Source organism: Streptomyces sp. NPDC059477 (genome assembly GCF_042749375.1).
In the GTDB taxonomy this organism is placed as follows: domain Bacteria; phylum Actinomycetota; class Actinomycetes; order Streptomycetales; family Streptomycetaceae; genus Streptomyces.
The window spans coordinates 52,008-70,280 of sequence record NZ_JBHYUG010000016.1 but is presented as its reverse complement, the minus strand read 5'-3'; the positions used below and the strand labels follow the sequence as shown (position 1 = coordinate 70,280).

The following is an 18,273-nucleotide window of genomic DNA, read 5'->3' as shown; positions in this document are numbered from 1 at the left end:
GGGGCGAGGGCGGGGCCGGGGTGTCAGTCGCCGGAGGTTTCGGATCCGGTGTCGGCCTCGGATTCCGACAGCCGGTCGGCGATGGCCTGCACGGCGACGAGCACGGTGGCGAATCCGCCCCGCATCTCTGCCTCCAGGGCCGTGATCTTCCCGCTGAGCTTCGCGTCGAGGGCTTCGATCTTGCGCCCTTGCTCCACCTGCGTCTCACGCAGCGCCATCAGCAACTGCCGTTGCGCCCGCTGCTCCGTCTTGAACTCCGCCACATCGCGATCGTTTATGGCGACAACCGCCCGCGTCGTCGTGATCTGCTCAAGAAGAGCGTCCATTTGCGCCTCAAGGGCATTCATCCGACGCCGCAGCTCCTCGGTCTCACTCATACGGCCTAGCGCATCCGAGGCTTGACTACACAGAGTCGTTTCCTCGCGACCCTCAGTCATCCATCCCCGCAAGCACCAGCGGCAGCCGGCCCGCCCCGGTCGCCACCACCCGTACCGGCACCCCCCAGTCCTGCTGATGGACATGGCAGGCCGGGTACTCGTTGGCGGGATCGTCGTCGCAGGACGCGGCCATCGCGGAGATATGGAGGACGCCCTCCGGCACGGCGGGGTCGAGATCGAGGTCGCGGGAGAGATCCGTACCCGCGCCCTCGCCGCCGCGCAGGAGTTCCGGGGGCGTGGCGGAGATGAGGAGGCGGGTCGAGGGGCCGTAGCGGGTGTCGAGTTTCTGGCCGGTGGGGGCCTGGAAGATCACGTCGAGGCGGAGCCGTCCCGGCGTCACCTCGGTCGCCGCGCGCTGGGTGCGGTGGGCGACGGACTCGACCCGTACCGCCTCCTCGGGCAGCCGCAGCCGGGTCAGCCGGTGGCGGGCGGACTCCACGACGAGGATGTCGTCGCCGGTGAGGACGGCGTCGCTGGGCTCGCGCAGATCCGTGGCGAGGGTCGTGACCTCGCCGGTCGCGGGGTCGTAGCGGCGCAGGGCGTGGTTGTAGGTGTCGCTGACCGCCACCGAGCCGTCGGGCAGGGCGGTGACGCCGAGCGGGTGCTGGAGAAGGGCCTGGCCGGCGGCGCCGTCGCGGTGGCCGAAGTCGAAGAGGCCGGTGCCGACGGCGGTGTGCACGGAGCCGTCGGGGGCCACCCAGCGCAGGGCGCTGGTCTCGGAGTCCGCGAGCCAGAGCCGGTCGGGGGTGGCGGCGAGGCCCGACGGCTGGGCGAACCACGCGTCGGCGCCGGGCCCGTCGAGCAGACCTTCGTTGGTGGTGCCGGCGGTGACGGTCACCGACCCGTCGGCGGGGTCGTACGCCCACAGCTGGTGCACCCCGGCCATCGCGATCCACACCCGGTCCTGCCACCAGGCCACGTCCCACGGTGAGGAGAGCGGGACCTCGCGGGCCGGGCCGGCGGCCGGATCGCCCTGCATCCACTGGCGGCCGGTCCCGGCGAGCGTGGTGGTGTCGCCGGTCACCGGGTCGAAGCGGCGCAGGGCGTGGTTGACGGTGTCGGCGACGACGACCGTGCCGTCCGGCAGCAGTGCGAGCCCTTGCGGTTCCTGGAAACCGGCCCGGTCGGGCGGGCCGTCGGCCGATCCGCGCCCGCCCTGTCCGATCCGCCGCAGGACCGTCTCCCCATCCGCCGCCAGCTCCACCAGCTGATGCCGGGTGGTGTCGCTGACCAGGAAGGTCCCGCCGGGCAGCGCCAGCACCTTGCCGGGGAACCGCAGGACCGTCGGCTCGGGCTCGGGCGCCACGTACGGGCCGTCACCGCGCCGCAGGGTGCCCTTGGCGGCGTGCTCGGTCTCCAGTTCCGCGACCAGGCGTTCGATGGCGTGCACATGGCCTTCACCGGCGTGCTGGGCGACGATGTACCCCTCGGGGTCGATCACCACCAGCGTGGGCCAGGCCCGTACCGCGTACTGCTTCCAGGTGGCCAGTTCCGGATCGTCCAGCACCGGGTGCGCCACGCCGTACCGCTCCACGGCGTCCACCACCGCCGCGTGCTCGGCCTCGTGCACGAACTTCGGCGAGTGCACGCCGATCACGACGACCGTGTCCCGGTGCTTCTCCTCCAGCTCGCGCAGCTCGTCCAGGACATGCAGGCAGTTGACGCAGCAAAATGTCCAGAAATCGAGGATGACGATACGTCCGCGCAGGTCGGCGAGGGTGTACTGGGTGCCGCCGGTATTCAGCCAGCCGCCCTCGCCGATCAGCTCGGGGGCACGGACACGGGCGCGGCGGCGGGGCGCGGGGGTGGGCGCCGGGACAGCGTCGTTCATGCCGCAAGCTTGCCATCCGGGTATGAACGCCGGGTCACAGGCCGACGGGGGGACCGGTGGTGGGGAAGGGATCCGAGGCGGTCTTCATGGCGTTGCCGGGGCGGACCGAGGGGCGGCGGGAGGTGTTCGCCGGGTGCCCGGAGGACGTCGTACGGGTACCGGCGGCCCGCGTTCGGCGTCAGCCCCTCGGCCTACTCCCCGCGTCGCGCGCCGCCCTCCGGGGAACCCGTCACGCATGAGATTCCTCGTACGTGAACGATTGCTCGGCTTCGGCGACGACTACTGGATCGAGGACGACCGCGGGAACAAGGCGTTCCTGGTCGACGGCAAGGCGATGCGGCTGCGGGAGACCTTCGAGCTGAAGGACACGCAGGGGCAGGTGCTGATCGACATCCGGCAGAAGATGTTCACCCTGCGGGACACGATGGTGATCGAACGCGAGGGAGAGCAGCTCGCCCGTATCCGCCGCAAACGCCTCTCGCTGCTGCGCAACCACTACCGCGTCTCTCTGGTCGACGGCACCGAACTCGACGTCAGCGGCAAGATCCTCGACCGGGAGTTCGCCATCGAGTACGACGGTGAGCTGCTCGCCGTCATCTCCCGCCGTTTCCTGCATGTCCGGGAGACGTACGGCGTGGACGTGGTCCGCGAGGACGCCGACCCGGCGCTGCTGATCGCGATCGCCGTGTGTGTGATCCAGCTGGCGGAGAAGGACCGGGACGGGGACTGAGGGCCGGGGAGGGAGGGACGACCACACCGGGCATCCCTCGTCACCGGCCAGGGGCAACGCCCCCGCACCTCACCGGCGGCCGGGCAACGCCCCGCCTCACCGCTCCGGCGCCCGAACCCCCAGTACCCGGTCCTTCAGCGCCGGGAACTGCTCCCGCGTCCGTGCCACCTTCGCCGGGTCGAACTCCACCCGGAGCACCTCTTCTCCACCCCCGGCCTCACCCAGGATCTCCCCCCAGGGATCGACCACGATCGAGTGACCGGCCTGTGGAACTCCCGCGTGCGTCCCAGCCGTTCCACAAGCAAGAACGAACGCCTGGTTCTCCACCGCCCGTGCCTGAGCCAGCAGCGTCCAGTGCCCGCGCCGCCGCTCCGGCCACCCCGCCGGAATCACCAGGGTCTCGGCCCCGGCGTCCACCAGTCCACGGAAGAGTTCGGGGAAACGGAGGTCATAGCAGGTAGCCAGCCCCAGCACGGTCTGCGGAAGCCGTGCGGTCACCAGTTCCCGCCCGGCGCTCATCAGGACGGCCTCGCCCTTGTCGAAGCCGAAGCGATGGATCTTGCGGTAGGCGGCGGCCGGCTCACCGGAAGGAGAGAAGAGGAGGGAGGTGTTGTAGAGCGGCCCCTCGGGGTCCCGCTCGGGGATCGACCCGGCGTGCAGCCACACACCCGCGTCGCCCGCCGCCTTCGCCATCGCCTCGTACGTCGGCCCGTCCAGCGGCTCGGCCTCCCGGCCGAACTCCTCGAAAGCGAAGGCTCCGGTGGTCCACAGCTCCGGCAGCACCACCAGATCCGCGGCCCCCGCCTGGGCCCTCACCAGCGAAGCCACCCGTTCCCTACGCGATTCGACCGATTCGCCCTCGTTAATAGCGATCTGGAGGAGAGAGGCGCGCACACTACCACCGTCCTGGCATTCGAGCCGTCCACACGGGCCTACGATCGTCACACGAAAGCACTGCCGGGCTGACTCCCAGCAGCGTAACTTGGGGGTCTTCCCCGGTTCGAGTCCAGCCGAGAACCGGGGGAGGCCGAGACGCCGCCGACAGCCACCTCCCACTGGCAATGCCGCCACCACCTGCCCGTGACACGACCGCCGAGGGGTCCCGTTCCGTGAGTCTGCATCCCACCCTCCAGCCCTACGCCGACGCCTGGACCCACTCCATCGAAGCGATATCCGAGCTGGTGGTGCCACTCGTGGAGGCCGACTGGAACCGCCGCACGCCCTGCCCGGGCTGGTCCGTCCGGGACATCGTGTCCCACGTCATCGGCCTGAACAACGAGATGCTCGGTGACCCGCGCCCCATCCACACCCTGCCGCGCGATCTGTTCCACGTCACCAACGACCACCAGCGCTACATGGAGATGCAGGTCGACGTCCGCCGGCATCACACCTCGCCGGAGATGACGTCCGAGCTGGAGTACATGGTGATCCGCCGCAACCGCCAGTTGCGCAACGAGTCGCGCGATCCGGGCGCGAAGGTGCGCGGGCCGCTGGGCGCGGAGCTGACGCTGGAGAAGTCGATGCGCGGCCACGCCTTCGACATGTGGGTGCACGAGCAGGATCTGCGCGCGGCGCTGGGCTCCCCCGGCGACCTCGACTCCCCCGGCGCCCAGGTCGCCCGGGACGTACTGCTCGCCGCGCTGCCCGCGATCGTCGCCGACAAGGCGGACGCGCCCCGCAGTTCGGCGATCGTCTTCGATGTGCACGGCCCGATCGAGTTCCTGCGCACGATCCGGGTCGACATCCAGGGGCGGGGCACCCTGGAGACCGCCCCCGCGCTCGGCCCCGCCGCCACCCTCAGCCTCGACTGGGAGACCTACGTCCGGCTGGCCTGCGGCCGGGTCACCCCGGAGGCGGTGGCCGACCGGGTGAAGGCGGAGGGCGACCCGAAACTGACGGCGGCGATCCTGCGGAACTTCACCGTCACGCAGTAGCAGGAGCCGGAGCAGTACGAGTAGCGGCACCGGTACCCGTATCGGTAGCAGTAGCAGTAGCAGTAGCGGTTGAGTTGCGGTCGGGGTCTGGGGGCTGCCGCCCCCAGAGCCGCAGTGACCACCGTGCGGCATGAGGTCGGTCACACCGGCACGTGCACCGTCTCCACCCGGCTGGCGACCAGCCGTTCCCGTTCGATGCGGGCCACCCGGCCGCGCAGCCGGAGCATCTGGCTGACGCCCAGTGCCTGGAGCAGGAAGACGACGGAGAAGGCGACGCCGTAGTTGCCGCCGGACGCGTCGAGCAGCAGCCCGATGGCGAACAGGGTCGTCATGGAGGCGACGAAGCCTCCCATGTTGGTGATCCCGGAGGCGGTCCCCTGACGTTCGGGCGGGTTCGCCGGGCGGGCGAAGTCGAAGCCGATCATCGAGGCGGGTCCGCACGCGCCGAGCACCGCGCAGAGCACGATCAGCAGCCACAGGGGAGCGTGCGCGCCGGGCCAGACCAGGGTCACCGCCCACAGGACGGCCGTCGCACCGACCGTGCCCAGGGTGAGCGGGAGCCGGGCGCCGTGGTGCCGGGCGACGATCTGGCCGTACACGAGGCCGACGGCCATGTTGGACAGGACCACGACGGTGAGCAGCGCGCCCGCGCCGGCCCGGCTGAGCCCCTGTGCCTCGACCAGGAACGGCAGCCCCCACAGCAGCAGGAACACCATCGCCGGGAACTGGGCGGTGAAGTGGACCCACAGCCCGAGCCGGGTCCCCGGTTCCCGCCAGGACGCGGTGATCTGGCGGCGGACGTAGGCGGCGCCCAGATGCGGGAGGGGCTCCGGCTCATGGCCCTCGGGATGGTCCTTGAGGAAGAACAGCAGCAGGACCAGGACGACGACACCCGCGACGGCGCTCCCGGCGAACGCGGCGGTCCAGCCGATGCCGTCCAGCAGGGGGGCGAGGGCGAGGGTGGAGACCAGGTTGCCGGCCATGCCCACCAGTCCGGCGAACTGGGCGATGAGCGGTCCGCGCCGGACGGGGAACCAGCGGCTGCCGAGCCGCAGCACGCTGATGAAGGTCATCGCGTCACCGCAGCCGAGCAGCGCGCGCGAGCCGAGGGCCGTGCCGTACGAGGGGGAGAAGGCGAAGCCGAGCTGTCCGGCCGTGAACAGTACGGCGCCGATGGCCAGCACCTTCTTGGTGCCGAGCCGGTCGACCAGCAGGCCGACGGGTATCTGCATACCGGCGTAGACCAGCAGCTGGAGTATGGAGAAGGCGGACAGGGCCGAGGCGTTCACCTCGAAGCGGTCGGCGGCGTCGAGGCCGGCCACCCCCAGTGACGTACGGAAGATGACGGCGACGAAGTAGACCGCGACGCCTATGCACCAGACGGCGACGGCGCGTCGGCCGCCGGGTGGGTCGCCGGGGAGCGAACCGGCGGCGGCCGATCCGGAGGCGGCGCTCACCGCACCTCACCCCGGGCCAGATGAGAGAACCAGCCGACGTGCCGGTGGACGACGGCGACGGCCTCCTCGGCGTCACCGGCGCGCAGCGCGTCCAGTATCTCCGCGTGCTCGGCGAGGGTCTTGGCGATCCGGTCGGGATGGGAGTGCATGACGGCGACGCCCATCCGCAACTGGCGGTCGCGCAGCTGGTCGTAGAGGCGGGACAGGATCTCGTTGCCGCCGCTGCGCACGATCTCGGCGTGGAAGGAGCGGTCGGTGACGGCGGCTGCGGCGAGGTCCCCGGCGGCGGCCTGCGCCTCCTGCCGGGCGAGGAGTTCGGCCAGCCGTTCGAGCAGGGCGGGCGGGGCGGGTACGGCCTTGCGCGCCGCGTGCTCCTCCACGAGCAGCCGGGTCTCCACGACGTCGGCGATCTCCTGCGCGGAGACCGGCAGCACCAGGGCGCCCTTCTTGGGGTAGAGCCTGATCAGCCCTTCCGCCTCCAGGCGCAGCAGCGCTTCGCGCACCGGAGTGCGGGACACCCCGACGGCCTCGGCCAGTTCGCCCTCGGTGAGCAGTGCGCCGCCCTCGTAACGCCGCTCCAGGACGCCTTCCTTGACGTGGGCGTACACCCGGTCGGCGGCGGGGGGCCGCTTGGTCTTCTGGTGGGCCTTCTGGGAGATCTCGGCGGGCGCGGCGAGGGACGGCATGCCGACAGGATAGATACAACACGTACGCATCAGGGAGCCCCGTCCATCATCCGGACCCTGGATCTCCCGGGCATCCGGACGCCGGTCCTCAGGTATCCGGACACCGGCTCTCAGAGTTTTTTCATTTCACGTACAACCCTTGATCCGTCCCGTGAGTCAGACACGTGCGGCCCTTCCTTTCCCCAGTTCCACCAGGGCCGCACCACAGGGGAATTCAACTTCATCGGGGTACTTCACTTGAATACCGGCATTCCAGGCACTCGGCTTCGCAGAGCCGTCGCGGTCACCGTGACCTCCGGCGCGATGCTCGCGGCTGCCGCCTTCTCCGCGGCACCCGCGCAGGCCGTCGCCAAGCCCTCGATCGTGGCCCAGGGCGGCTACGTGATGAACAACGCGAACGGCAAGACGCTCCACAGCAAGAACGCGGACGTCAAGCGGTCCACCGGCTCGACGACGAAGATCATGACGGCCAAGGTCGTGCTGGCGCAGCCGAACCTCAACCTGGACGCCAAGGTCACCGTCCAGAAGGCCTACAGCGACTACATAGTGGCCAACACCGCCTCGTCGGCACGGCTGATCGTGGGCGACAAGGTCACCGTCCGCCAGTTGCTGTACGGGCTGATGCTGCCGTCCGGCTGCGACGCCGCGTACGCGCTCGCCGACAAGTTCGGCAGCGGCTCGACGCGGGCGGCGCGCGTGAAGTCGTTCATCGGCAAGATGAACACCACCGCCAAGCAGCTCGGCATGACGAACACGAAGTTCGACTCGTTCGACGGCATCAGCAACGGCTCGAACTACTCCACGCCGCGCGATCTGACCAAGCTCGCCAGCAACGCGATGAAGAACAGCACCTTCCGCGCCGTGGTGAAGACCAAGTCGACCAAGCAGAAGGTGACCACGAAGAGCGGCGGCTACCGCTACTACACGTGGACCAACACCAACACCCTGCTCAGCAACTACAGCGGCGCCATCGGCGTGAAGACCGGCTCCGGCGCCCAGGCCAAGTACTGCCTGGTGTTCGCCGCGACCAGAAACGGCAAGACCGTCATCGGTACGGTCCTGACCTCCACGTCCGCCGCCCAGCGCGAGAAGGACGCCAAGAAGCTGCTCGACTACGGCTTCGCCGTGATCTGACGCGGACGCGAACGACCGGCCATCGGGGGCCCGCCACGCAGGTGACGGCCCCCGATGCCGTACCCAGGAAATACGTTTGTCCGTCCGCCTGTTCGGCCTCTAGCGTCTGAGGAGGCCGGCCGGTCCATCGGCGGCCACCGACGGCGTGTAGCTCAGCAGCAGAGCACCGGGCTTTCCACCCGGAGGGCGCGGGGGCGGCACCCGCCACGCCGGCTTATGAACGAGAACGCTGAGCAGCAGCGCCCCCGGCCCATGGAAGCCGGTCCCGGCTACGGCTACGGCCAGTTGGCCAAGGCCCTGGCGACCGCCCGCAACCACCCCGACGCCGACACCCGACGCCGGGCCGAGGACAAGAGCCGCGCGTGGCGGTCCGTGCTGGCCGGGATGGCGAACGGCAAGCTGCTGATCGGTTCGCGGACCCCGGTGGCCGGGATGCCCGTCTGGGTCACCCCCGAGGTGGTGCGCGGCGGCTTCGCCACGGGCGAGCCGAGCGCGGGCGGACCCCTCCAGCCCTACGAGGTGGAGGCCGCGCGCGGCGCCGGGATCCCGGCGGAGCGGCGCGCCCTGTTCGAGCATTCCCTCACCGAGCCCGGTCTCGCCGGACTCGGCGCGCTGCTGGACAGCGGACGGTACGAGATCGCCGTACCCGAGGAGGCGGCGCTGCTGACGGTGGCGTGGCTGGCGCGGGCCGGGCAGATGGAGGCCGCGCTGGACCTGGTGGCGGAGCTGGCCCCGTTCGCGGACCGGCTGCGATTCACGCCGCGCCCCTCGGAGCGACCCGCCCCCGACGCCGACGCGGTGCACCGCTACACGGCCGCCGACGCCCGGCACGCGCTGTCCCGGCGTCGGCCCAACACGGCGATCGAGACCCAGCGCGAGGCCCTCACCGTATGGGCCCCGTTCGCCGACGATCTGCTGACGCACTGGCTGAGGACCGCCGAGGACGGCCTGGTCCTGGCCCGTACGCCGGACGCCGACTGGCTGGCGGAGGGCGCCCGGCTGCTGACCCGCTATCGCGACCTGGCCGCCCGGCACACCTACTGCACCAAGCATCTCAAGCCCCGCGAGAACCTGGGCGTGCTGCGCACCGCGCTGGAGGTGACCGTCTCGGGCCGTCGGCTGCCGCCGCGCGAACTGGGCCTGCTGCGCAGCGTGACGGCGGCGATGGTACGGCGCCGGGGGCTGCCCGGTTCCGCCGCGCACACCGCGCTGCGCCGCGCCCAGGCGGCCCAGGGGGCGCTGCCCTCGTACCACGCGCTGGCCCGGGTGCTGGTGGACCGGCTCGCGGCACTGCCGCAGGACACCGGGGTGGCGCGGGTCGGGCCGCTGCTGGCCCCGCTGGACGCGGCGGAGGCGCGGGCGAGCGGCCTGCCCGCCGGTACGGTCGTGCCGTCCGTGCTGCGGGCGCCGGTCGAGTCCGTGCTGAGCGCGCCGCTGGACACGCTGGTGGAGCGAGGGGTGGTGCCGTCGGCGGAGGTGCTGGCGGAGCTGGTCCCGCAGTTGGTGGCGGCGACGACCGCGCAGGCGTACCCGGACCACGCGCTGCGCACCCTGGCCGCCGCGAGCTACCGCGCCTTCCGCGATCGCCGCTCGCTGCTGCTGCTCAACCTGGAGCACCAGGTACGGGTGGAGGAGCTGCCGTGGGTCGCGGCGGTGGCCGGCGAGCGCTCGGGGACCGGGGCGTCCGACATCTCGGCGACCGCCCTGCGCCGGCTCGCCGAGCTGGCCGTGCGGGCGTTCCCGGGCACGATCCTGCCCAACCCGCTGATCCGTGAGCTGTCCGTCCTCGCCCGGGCGGCCCGCCTGGACGCCCCGCTGGTGGAGGAGCTGGCGGCGGACATCTTCATGGGCACGTTCAGCCCGAAGTTCGCCGAGGCCGCACAGGTGGCGGCGGACCTGCTGTCCGGCACCCTGTACGCCCGCTACTACGGCATCGACCACCGGGCCCTCTCCGCGTCGGCGACTTCCCGTGCACGCGGGCGGCGCGGCGCCCCGTCCTTCGCCCTGCTGTGCGCGGAACGCGCCGAGCGCTCCTCCCACGGCACGCTGACCACCGCGAACCGCGACAAGCCCGGCGTCTCCTCCCGGGCCTCCTGGTCGGTGCCCGGCAACGGCAAGGTCATCGAGCAGGCCCAGATCCTCACCACTCACAATCTGGCGACCCTGGTCGTCCGCGCGGGCATCACCTCCGGCCGGCCCGACCTGGCCCGCCGCTCCTTCACCACGGTCTGCCGGCTGACCGCCCGCCTCCACAACAACCCGCGCCCCCTGCCCACCATCAAGGACACGGCCTACGCCTGGCGCCAGCTGATCTTCCACCTGTCCCTGTGCACCCCGCGGGACCAGTCCGACACCCTCAACTGGCTGTATGAGGAGGCCACCCGCCACGCCCCGCACGTCATCCACCGCTTGGCTCCGGCCCTCACCGGCCTCCACCGGACCGCCGAGGGCGGCACCCCGGACGAGGGCAAGGGCCACAGCCTGGTCGGCTGGAGCACGGACGGGCACTGGCTGCTGGTGGAGCGGTACCGGCGGGGCCGGAGCGGCTGACGGATGAATCTGGTGGGGCGCGCGTGGGGGGGGGGGGGGCGGGGAGCCGCGGCCGCCGCTCGCGGCGGGGGGGGGGGGGGGGGGGGGGGGGGGGGGGGGGGCGGGGGGGGGGGGGGGGGGGGGGGGGGGGGGGGGGGGGGGGGGGGCCCCCCCCCCCCCGCCCGCCCTTCCGCTCTGCCCAGGTCCCTAACGTCCCTAAGGTCCCCTAGGTCCAGGTCATCAGCCGTTTCGGCTGTTCCAGGACCGCCGCCACGTCCGCCAGGACCTTGGAGCCCAGTTCGCCGTCCACCAGGCGGTGGTCGAAGGAGAGGGCGAGGGTGGTGACCTGGCGGGGCTTGACCTTGCCCTTGTGGACCCACGGCTGGAGCTTGATCGCGCCCACCGCGAGGATCGCGGACTCGCCGGGGTTCAGGATCGGCGTGCCGGTGTCGATGCCGAAGACGCCGACGTTGGTGATGGTGACCGTGCCGCCCTGCATGGCCGCGGGGGAGGTCTTGCCTTCGCGGGCCGTGGACACCAGTTCGCCCAGCGACCGGGCGAGTTGGGGCAGGGTCTTGGCCTGGGCGTCCTTGATGTTCGGGACGATCAGGCCACGGGGCGTGGCCGCGGCGATGCCCAGATTGACGTAGTGCTTGAGCACGATCTCCTGGGCCGCCTCGTCCCAGGACGCGTTGATGTCCGGGTTGCGGCGGATCGCCACGAGGAGGGCCTTGGCGATCAGGAGGAGGGGGTTCACGCGCAGGCCCGTGAACTCCTTGTCCTGTTTCAGGTCCTCCACCAGACGCATCGTCCGGGTCACGTCGACCGTCACGAACTCCGTGACATGCGGCGCCGTGAACGCCGAACCGACCATCGCCGCCGCCGTCGCCTTGCGGACGCCCCGGACGGGAACGCGGGTCTCGCGGGGGGAGTCGGCCGACGGGAGGGCGGACGGCAGTGGCCGCGGGGCCTGGATCTGCGGCACCTGGATCTGCGGGGCCGGGGCCTGCGGAGTCTGGGCCGGGGCCTGCGGGGCAGGGGCCGGTGCGGGCGGGGTCGCCGCCGCGTGGACGTCCTCGCGGGTGATGATGCCGTCCGGACCCGACGGGGCCACGGTCGTCAGATCCACCCCCAGATCCTTCGCCAGCTTGCGGACCGGCGGCTTGGCCAGCGGGCGCTGGGCGGGGGCCGCTTGGGCCGATACGTCCGGCGGAGCCGACGCGGCTGCCCGAGCCGGCGAGGCCGTGCGGGTCGTCGGAGTCACCTGGGCGGCCGGTGGGGCCTCGACCGGCGTCGCCGGACCATGGCCGTTCAACTCGCCCTGGATCGCCGCCGCACCGCCCCCGCTCTCGGGGGTGCCCTTGCGAGGACGCCGGCGGGTGGCGGACGCCGCTACCCCGTAGCCGACCAGGACCGCCTGACGCTCCTCCGGCTTCGCCGGTTCGGCGGCGGTGACGGGTACCTCGGGAGCTTCGGGAACCTCAGCTACCTCGGGAGCCTCCGCAGGAGCCCCCGCGCCGGCCACCGCCACCGCGATGATCGGCGTGCCCACATCCACCGTGGTGCCCTCGGGGAAGTGCAGGCCGCTGACCACCCCGTCGTAGGGGATGGGCAGTTCCACCGCGGCCTTGGCGGTCTCGACCTCGCAGACCACCTGGCCGTCGGTCACCGTGTCGCCCACCTGGACGTACCACTTGAGGATCTCGGCCTCGGTGAGTCCCTCGCCCACGTCGGGCATCTTGAACTCGCGTACGGACCCTTCGGTCATCGTCGTCACGACCCTCTCCTCAGTACGCCAAGGCGCGGTCGACGGCGTCGAGCACCCGGTCCAGGCCCGGGAGGTACTCCTCCTCCAGGCGGGCCGGCGGATACGGCGCGTGGTAGCCGCCCACGCGCAGGACCGGGGCCTCCAGGTGGTAGAAGCAGCGCTCCGTGATCCGCGCGGCGATCTCCGCGCCGGAGCCGAAGAACACCGGCGCCTCATGGACCACGACCAGGCGGCGGGTCCGCTCCACCGAAGCCTGGATCGCGTCGAAGTCCAGCGGGGAGATCGAGCGCAGGTCGAGGATCTCCAGGGACTTGCCCTCCTCGGCCGCCGCGTCGGCGACCTCCTGGCAGAGCTTGACCATCGGGCCGTACGCCGCGAGCGTCAGATCGGTGCCCGCGCGGACCACCCGCGCCTTGTGCAGCGGGCCGGGGATGGCCTCGGCGTTGACCTCGCCCTTGTCCCAGTAGCGCCGCTTGGGCTCGAAGAAGATGACCGGGTCGTCGCTCTGGATGGCCTGCTGGAGCATCCAGTACGCGTCCGACGCGTTCGACGGGGAGACCACCTTCAGGCCCGCCACATGCGCGAACAGGGACTCCGGGGACTCGGAGTGGTGCTCGACCGCGCCGATGCCGCCGCCGTACGGGATCCGGATCACGACCGGCATCTTGATCTTGCCCAGCGCGCGGGCGTGCATCTTGGCGAGCTGGGTGACGATCTGGTCGTAGGCCGGGAAGACGAACCCGTCGAACTGGATCTCCACCACCGGGCGGTAGCCGCGCAGGGCGAGACCGATCGCGGTGCCGACGATGCCGGACTCGGCGAGCGGGGTGTCGATGACCCGGCTCTCGCCGAAGTCCTTCTGGAGGCCGTCGGTGACCCGGAAGACACCGCCGAGCTTGCCGACGTCCTCGCCCATGATGAGGACCTTGGGGTCCGACTCCAGGGCATGCCGCAGCGACGCGTTGATCGCCTTGCCCAGGGGAAGCTTCTCGACCGCCATCTCAGACCCCGTCCTGCGCGTCGGCGAACGACGCCTGGTAGGCCGCGAACTGGGCACGCTCCTCGTCGACCAGCGCGTGTCCGTCCGCGTACACATTCTCGAAGATGGCGAAATGGTCCGGGTCCGGCATGGTCCGGATCACTTCGCGTACTCGCCTGCCCAACGCCTCGCTCTCCGCTTCGAGTTCCGCGAAGAATCCGTCGTCCGTGTGGTTTGCGGACTCCAGATGGCGGCGCAGGCGCAGGATCGGGTCCTTCGCCTCCCAGGCGGCCCGCTCGTCGTCGGCGCGGTAGCGGGTGGGGTCGTCGTTGGTGGTGTGCGCGCCCATCCGGTACGTGTACGCCTCGACCAGGGTCGGCCCCTCGCCGTCGCGGGCCCGCGCCAGGGCCGCCTTGGTGACCGCGAGGCAGGCGAGGACGTCGTTGCCGTCGACACGGACGCCGGGGAAGCCGAAGCCCTGGGCGCGCTGGTAGAGCGGCACCCGGGTCTGCTTCTCGGTGGGCTCGGAGATCGCCCACTGGTTGTTCTGGCAGAAGAACACCACGGGCGCGTTGTAGACCGCCGCGAAGGTGAAGGACTCGGCGACATCGCCCTGGCTGCTCGCGCCGTCGCCGAAGTAGGCGATGACGGCGGAGTCGGCGCCGTCCTTGGCGATGCCCATGGCGTAGCCGGTGGCGTGCAGGGCCTGGGAGCCGATGACGATGGTGTAGAGGTGGAAGTTGTTGGTGTTCGGGTCCCAGCCGCCGTTGTTGACGCCCCGGAACATGCCGAGCAGGTTCGTCGGGTCGACGCCCCGGCACCAGGCGACGCCGTGCTCGCGGTAGGTCGGGAAGACGTAGTCGTCGTCGCGCAGGGCCCGCCCGGAGCCGATCTGGGCGGCCTCCTGGCCGAGCAGCGAGGCCCACAGGCCCAGTTCGCCCTGGCGCTGGAGGGTGGTGGCCTCGGCGTCGAAGCGCCGGGTCAGGACCATGTCGCGGTACAGACCGCGCAGGGCTTCGGGGGTGAGGTCGGCGACGTACGGGTCGTACTCGGCGTTCTTGACGCGCTTGCCCTCGGGTGTCAGCAACTGCACCAGTTCGGGCTCGGTCCCCGGTGACGTCCGGGTCGATCGCTTACCGGCCGTGCTCTTGGTACCGGCGCTGCGTCGCGGCTTCCGCGCGGCAGTGCTCTCCACGGTCACTCGTGCTCCTCCGTCGGTCCGGCGTACCCGGGTTCGCCGGGTGCTGGGGGTCCCCCCAGCTCCTTTCGGGAGCCTGGGGGAGGCTCACCTGCTGTCCGGCCGGTGCACGGGGTGGTGTGCGGCCGGTCGGAGAAGCAGGCGTGACAGGTGCCCCGGCGAGCACCCCGCGACGCTCACGTTACCCAGTGCTTCACATTTCTGGGAAACCCCATCTGACCTGGGATTTTGCTTGGATTTCCAAGTAAATCCGGAAAGACGGGAACAAGTCCTGGTCAACAGCGTCGCAGGGGGTCGGGACAACGGCACGTTATCCCGCGCAGGCCGGGCGCGGGAAGAGTTGGTATGTGAGACTGACCGCGTGCACGAAGACGGAAAAATCAGGGTATTTCTCCTTGACGATCACGAAGTGGTCCGGCGTGGCGTGCATGAGCTGCTCGCCGTGGAGGAGGACATCGAGGTGGTCGGCGAGGCCGGTACGGCCGCCGAGGCCCTGGTCCGCATCCCGGCCACCCGGCCGGATGTGGCGGTGCTCGACGTACGGCTCCCGGACGGCAGCGGTGTCGAGGTGTGCCGCGAGATCCGCTCCCGGGACCGGTCCGTGCGCTGCCTCATACTGACCTCGTACGCCGACGACGAGGCCCTCTTCGACGCGATCATGGCGGGCGCCTCCGGATATGTCCTCAAGGCCATCCGGGGCGGCGAGCTGCTGAGTGCCGTACGGGACGTGGCGGACGGCAAGTCGCTGCTCGACCCGGCGGCCACCGCGCGGGTGCTGGAGCGGCTGCGCGACGGCGGCGGCGCCAGGGGCGACGAACGCCTCGCCCGCCTCACCGACCAGGAGCGCCGCATCCTCGACCTGATCGGGGAAGGGCTCACCAACCGGCAGATCGGCGAGCAGTTGCACCTCGCCGAGAAGACGATCAAGAACTACGTCTCCAGCCTGCTCGCCAAGCTGGGCATGCAGCGGCGTTCCCAGGCCGCCGCCTATGTCGCCCGCATCCAGGCCGAGAAGCACTGACCGGAACGACCCCTGCCCCGGTTCGTCCCGCTCGTCCGGCTCGGGACTTACGTCCCGTCCCGCTCGGGGCCGCCGCCCCTATCCCGGCCCTTCCCCGTCGCACACAGTGGTCAGATGCCCACCGAGAACGCGCCGGCCGACATGTCCCTCGCCACCGATCTCCTCGGCCGTATCGACTACGGCCGGGTGGCGGCCAGTATGCGCGCGCTGCCCTTTCTGGTGCCCGCGCGGCACATCGTGAGCCGTGGGCGGGTGCTGCTGCGGATGCACGGCCGGCACGGCTACCCCCAGGCGTGCGTGGGCCAGGTCGTCGCCTACGGCGCCGACAGCGTGGACCCGGTCCGTCCCCTGTCACCCGGCGGCCAGTGGTCCGTGCAGGTCGTGGGCGCGTGCGAGGCGGCCGATCCGAGCGCCGCCGAACTCGACCGCCTGGGTCCCGCCCCGCGCGCGGTCGACGGCCGGCCCTATGAGCCGGTCTATCTGAGCGTGACCCCCCAGTTCGCCACGGTCCACTCGACGGACGACGGGCTGCGCAGGCAGTTCGGCCCGTAGGCCATAGGACCGTGCAGACAGTGACCGTGCAGGCAGTTCGACCTGTAGGGCCGTGCAGGCAGTTCGGCCTGTAGGGCCGTAAAACGCGCCACGCGCGCGTGGCGCCCGTTTCCAGGGCCACGCGCGCGTGGGATCGATCGTGTACCGCCCGGCCCGTCAGCCGATGGGGTTGAGCGGATCATCGGTGGTCGGCGGTGGCTCCGAGCCCCCCGGGGTCTCCGGGTCCGTCGTTCCCGGGTCCGTCGTCTCGGTCTCCGTCGGCCCCGGATCCGTGGTCTCGGTCTCCGTCGGCCCCGGGTCCGTCGTCTCCGTGTTCGTGGGCTCCTCCGACGGCGTGTGCGACGGCTCCTCGGACGGGGTGTACTCCCACTCCTGGCCGGAGCCGCCGCCCTCCTGCTGCGTGTTGCGGTCCGTGGGCTGCTGCGTTGCCTCGTCGCTCGGCGACTTGCTGGGCGTGCTCTCCTCCTCGCTGGTCTGCGAGGTGGTCGGCGACTGGGTGGTGCCGGGGGAGTCGTCCGTGGAGTTGCCGTTGTTCAGCGCCAGGGCCACGCCCGCGATGATCGCGACGACACCGAGCACCGCGAGTATCCAGAGCTTGCCGGAGCCCCGCCCGCGGTTGCCGTGTCCCTCGAAACCGCCGTCGTCCCGGCCGCCGCCGTACGGCGGGATGATCGGCTGCGGGATCTGCGAGGTGCCGTCGCTGGGGTGCGACAGCACCGCGGTGCCGGCCGTGCCCATCGGCGGGGTGTGCCGGCCGTCGTGGGCGGCCACCGGGCCGGTGTTCCAGGTGCCGGTGTGGCCGCCCTGGTCGTACAGCATCTGGAGCCCGTACTGGACCAGGCCGCGCATCTCCTCGGCGGTCTGGAAGCGGTCGTCGGGCTCCTTGGCGAGGGCGCGCATGGCGAGCCCGTCGAGCTCCGGCGGGGACGCGTCGGAGACCTCGGACGGCGGGGTCGGGATGTCCTGGACGTGCTGGTAGACCACCGACAGCGGGGTCTCGCCGATGAACGGCGGACGCAGCGCCAGGAGTTCGTAGAGCAGACAGCCGGTCGCGTACAGGTCGGAGCGGTGGTCGACGGCCTTGCCGAGCGCCTGCTCGGGCGAGAGGTACTGGGGCGTGCCCATGACCATGCCGGTCTGCGTCATCGTCGTGGACGCGCCGTGCAGGGCGCGGGCGATGCCGAAGTCCATCACCTTCACGGCGCCGTTGTCGGTGATGATGACGTTGGCGGGCTTGATGTCGCGGTGCACGATGCCGTGCTGGTGGGAGTAGGCGAGCGCCTCCAGGACGCCGGAGACGATGATCAGCGCCTGCTCCGGGCCCGGCGCCTCCGCGTTGAGCAGCAGATCACGGATCGTGCGCCCCTCGACCAGCTCCATCACGATGTACGGCACGCTCTGGCCGCCCATCATGTCCTCGCCGGAGTCGTACACGGCGACGATGGCGTGATGGTTGAGCCCGGCCACCGACTGGGCCTCGCGGGTGAAGCGGGCCTTGGACACCGGGTCCTCGGCGAGATCGGAACGCAGCAGCTTCACGGCGACGGTCCGCCCCAGGCGTACGTCCTCGGCCGCGAACACCTCGGCCATGCCGCCCCGGCCGAGCCTGCCGGTCAGCCGGTACCGGCCATCGCCGACCAATCCGCCGTTACCCCACATGTCCGGCGCGTCCGACATACCGCCGCCCGCCGCCTCGGGGTCGGACGGGCCCTGAGCGCGCTGCTGTGCCATCAGTCCTCGCCGTCGTTTCTGCCCGCGGTGCGCGCGGTGTTGTCACGGTCTCCGTCGGCCACGCTACAGCCTCCACGTAGGCCATCGGTGCGAGACGGGCGCCCCGGACCGGCCCGCGGAGATGCGGGGATTCACCGAACGGGCCCGTACGGGCCCGGTGCCGCCCTCCCGGGGGACCGGTCATGAAACCTTGCGGCCATATCGTCGTGCAAATCCTGTGCACCGGCGGTAGAGACGCGGTAACGCTTGCGCGACTCTTGCCCCGCGTACGGTCACGGAACGGGCA

General features: G+C 71.4%; 15 protein-coding genes and 1 tRNA gene. 7 read left to right on the top strand and 9 right to left on the bottom strand.

Features of this window, described 5'->3' with window-relative positions; translation table 11 throughout:
• Window positions 1-23 precede the first annotated feature (23 nt).
• Both ACFXAZ_RS11400 and ACFXAZ_RS11395 read right to left on the bottom strand, forming a co-directional pair.
• A complete protein-coding gene (locus tag ACFXAZ_RS11400) occupies window positions 24-377 on the bottom strand; it encodes a hypothetical protein (RefSeq protein ID WP_384587898.1) in 354 nt (117 codons plus the stop codon).
• A gap of 52 nt (window positions 378-429) precedes the next feature.
• A complete protein-coding gene (locus tag ACFXAZ_RS11395; protein WP_384587895.1) occupies window positions 430-2,268 on the bottom strand; it encodes an NHL domain-containing thioredoxin family protein in 1,839 nt (612 codons plus the stop codon).
• A gap of 235 nt (window positions 2,269-2,503) precedes the next feature.
• On the opposite strand from ACFXAZ_RS11395, the gene ACFXAZ_RS11390 reads away from it, so the two are divergent.
• A complete protein-coding gene (locus ACFXAZ_RS11390) occupies window positions 2,504-2,998 on the top strand; it encodes an LURP-one-related/scramblase family protein (protein WP_384587892.1) in 495 nt (164 codons plus the stop codon).
• Window positions 2,999-3,094: 96 nt separating this feature from the next.
• Here ACFXAZ_RS11390 and ACFXAZ_RS11385 read toward each other — a convergent pair whose 3' ends face one another.
• Entirely contained in the window at window positions 3,095-3,892 is a 798-nt protein-coding gene (locus ACFXAZ_RS11385; RefSeq protein ID WP_384587889.1) for a carbon-nitrogen family hydrolase, read from the bottom strand.
• Between the two features lie 215 nt (window positions 3,893-4,107).
• Here ACFXAZ_RS11385 and ACFXAZ_RS11380 point away from each other — a divergent pair, with 215 nt between their 5' ends.
• Window positions 4,108-4,932 carry a maleylpyruvate isomerase family mycothiol-dependent enzyme gene (locus ACFXAZ_RS11380; protein WP_384587886.1) on the top strand — a complete coding sequence of 275 codons (825 nt, stop codon included), beginning with the start codon at window positions 4,108-4,110 and terminating at the stop codon, window positions 4,930-4,932.
• Between the two features lie 140 nt (window positions 4,933-5,072).
• Here ACFXAZ_RS11380 and ACFXAZ_RS11375 read toward each other — a convergent pair whose 3' ends face one another.
• Window positions 5,073-6,389, bottom strand: a complete 1,317-nt coding sequence (locus tag ACFXAZ_RS11375; RefSeq protein ID WP_384587883.1) for a nitrate/nitrite transporter — start codon at window positions 6,387-6,389, stop codon at window positions 5,073-5,075.
• Window positions 6,386-7,075 carry a GntR family transcriptional regulator gene (locus tag ACFXAZ_RS11370; protein ID WP_384587880.1) on the bottom strand — a complete coding sequence of 230 codons (690 nt, stop codon included), beginning with the start codon at window positions 7,073-7,075 and terminating at the stop codon, window positions 6,386-6,388. The genes ACFXAZ_RS11375 and ACFXAZ_RS11370 overlap by 4 nt, the downstream gene beginning before the upstream one ends.
• 237 nt (window positions 7,076-7,312) lie before the next feature.
• Here ACFXAZ_RS11370 and ACFXAZ_RS11365 point away from each other — a divergent pair, with 237 nt between their 5' ends.
• The 3 genes from ACFXAZ_RS11365 (at window position 7,313) to ACFXAZ_RS11355 (ending at window position 10,759) form a co-directional block, all read left to right on the top strand.
• Entirely contained in the window at window positions 7,313-8,209 is an 897-nt protein-coding gene (locus ACFXAZ_RS11365; RefSeq protein ID WP_384587877.1) for a D-alanyl-D-alanine carboxypeptidase family protein, read from the top strand.
• Between the two features lie 141 nt (window positions 8,210-8,350).
• Window positions 8,351-8,422, top strand: a tRNA-Glu gene (locus tag ACFXAZ_RS11360).
• 3 nt (window positions 8,423-8,425) lie between these two features.
• Complete coding sequence (locus ACFXAZ_RS11355; RefSeq protein WP_384587874.1) at window positions 8,426-10,759, top strand: hypothetical protein; 2,334 nt, start codon at window positions 8,426-8,428, stop codon at window positions 10,757-10,759.
• A gap of 205 nt (window positions 10,760-10,964) precedes the next feature.
• On the opposite strand, the gene ACFXAZ_RS11350 is transcribed toward ACFXAZ_RS11355, so the two are convergent.
• The 3 genes from ACFXAZ_RS11350 to pdhA are packed head-to-tail and all read right to left on the bottom strand — an operon-like array spanning window position 10,965 to window position 14,686.
• Window positions 10,965-12,515 carry a dihydrolipoamide acetyltransferase family protein gene (locus tag ACFXAZ_RS11350; protein ID WP_384587871.1) on the bottom strand — a complete coding sequence of 517 codons (1,551 nt, stop codon included), beginning with the start codon at window positions 12,513-12,515 and terminating at the stop codon, window positions 10,965-10,967.
• A 10-nt stretch (window positions 12,516-12,525) separates the two neighbouring features.
• Complete coding sequence (locus ACFXAZ_RS11345; protein ID WP_384587868.1) at window positions 12,526-13,506, bottom strand: alpha-ketoacid dehydrogenase subunit beta; 981 nt, start codon at window positions 13,504-13,506, stop codon at window positions 12,526-12,528.
• Between the two features lies 1 nt (window position 13,507).
• Window positions 13,508-14,686, bottom strand: a complete 1,179-nt coding sequence (gene pdhA, locus ACFXAZ_RS11340) for a pyruvate dehydrogenase (acetyl-transferring) E1 component subunit alpha (RefSeq protein ID WP_384587865.1) — start codon at window positions 14,684-14,686, stop codon at window positions 13,508-13,510.
• 358 nt (window positions 14,687-15,044) lie between these two features.
• Here pdhA and ACFXAZ_RS11335 point away from each other — a divergent pair, with 358 nt between their 5' ends.
• A complete protein-coding gene (locus ACFXAZ_RS11335) occupies window positions 15,045-15,704 on the top strand; it encodes a response regulator (RefSeq protein WP_384587862.1) in 660 nt (219 codons plus the stop codon).
• Between the two features lie 114 nt (window positions 15,705-15,818).
• A complete protein-coding gene (locus tag ACFXAZ_RS11330; protein WP_384587858.1) occupies window positions 15,819-16,256 on the top strand; it encodes a pyridoxamine 5'-phosphate oxidase family protein in 438 nt (145 codons plus the stop codon).
• 156 nt (window positions 16,257-16,412) lie between these two features.
• Here the strand turns inward: ACFXAZ_RS11330 and ACFXAZ_RS11325 are convergent, their stop codons facing one another.
• The gene (locus tag ACFXAZ_RS11325; protein WP_384588031.1) at window positions 16,413-17,990 is read right to left on the bottom strand and encodes a protein kinase; all 1,578 of its coding nucleotides are present in this window, start codon (window positions 17,988-17,990) and stop codon (window positions 16,413-16,415) included.
• Window positions 17,991-18,273: the final 283 nt, after the last annotated feature.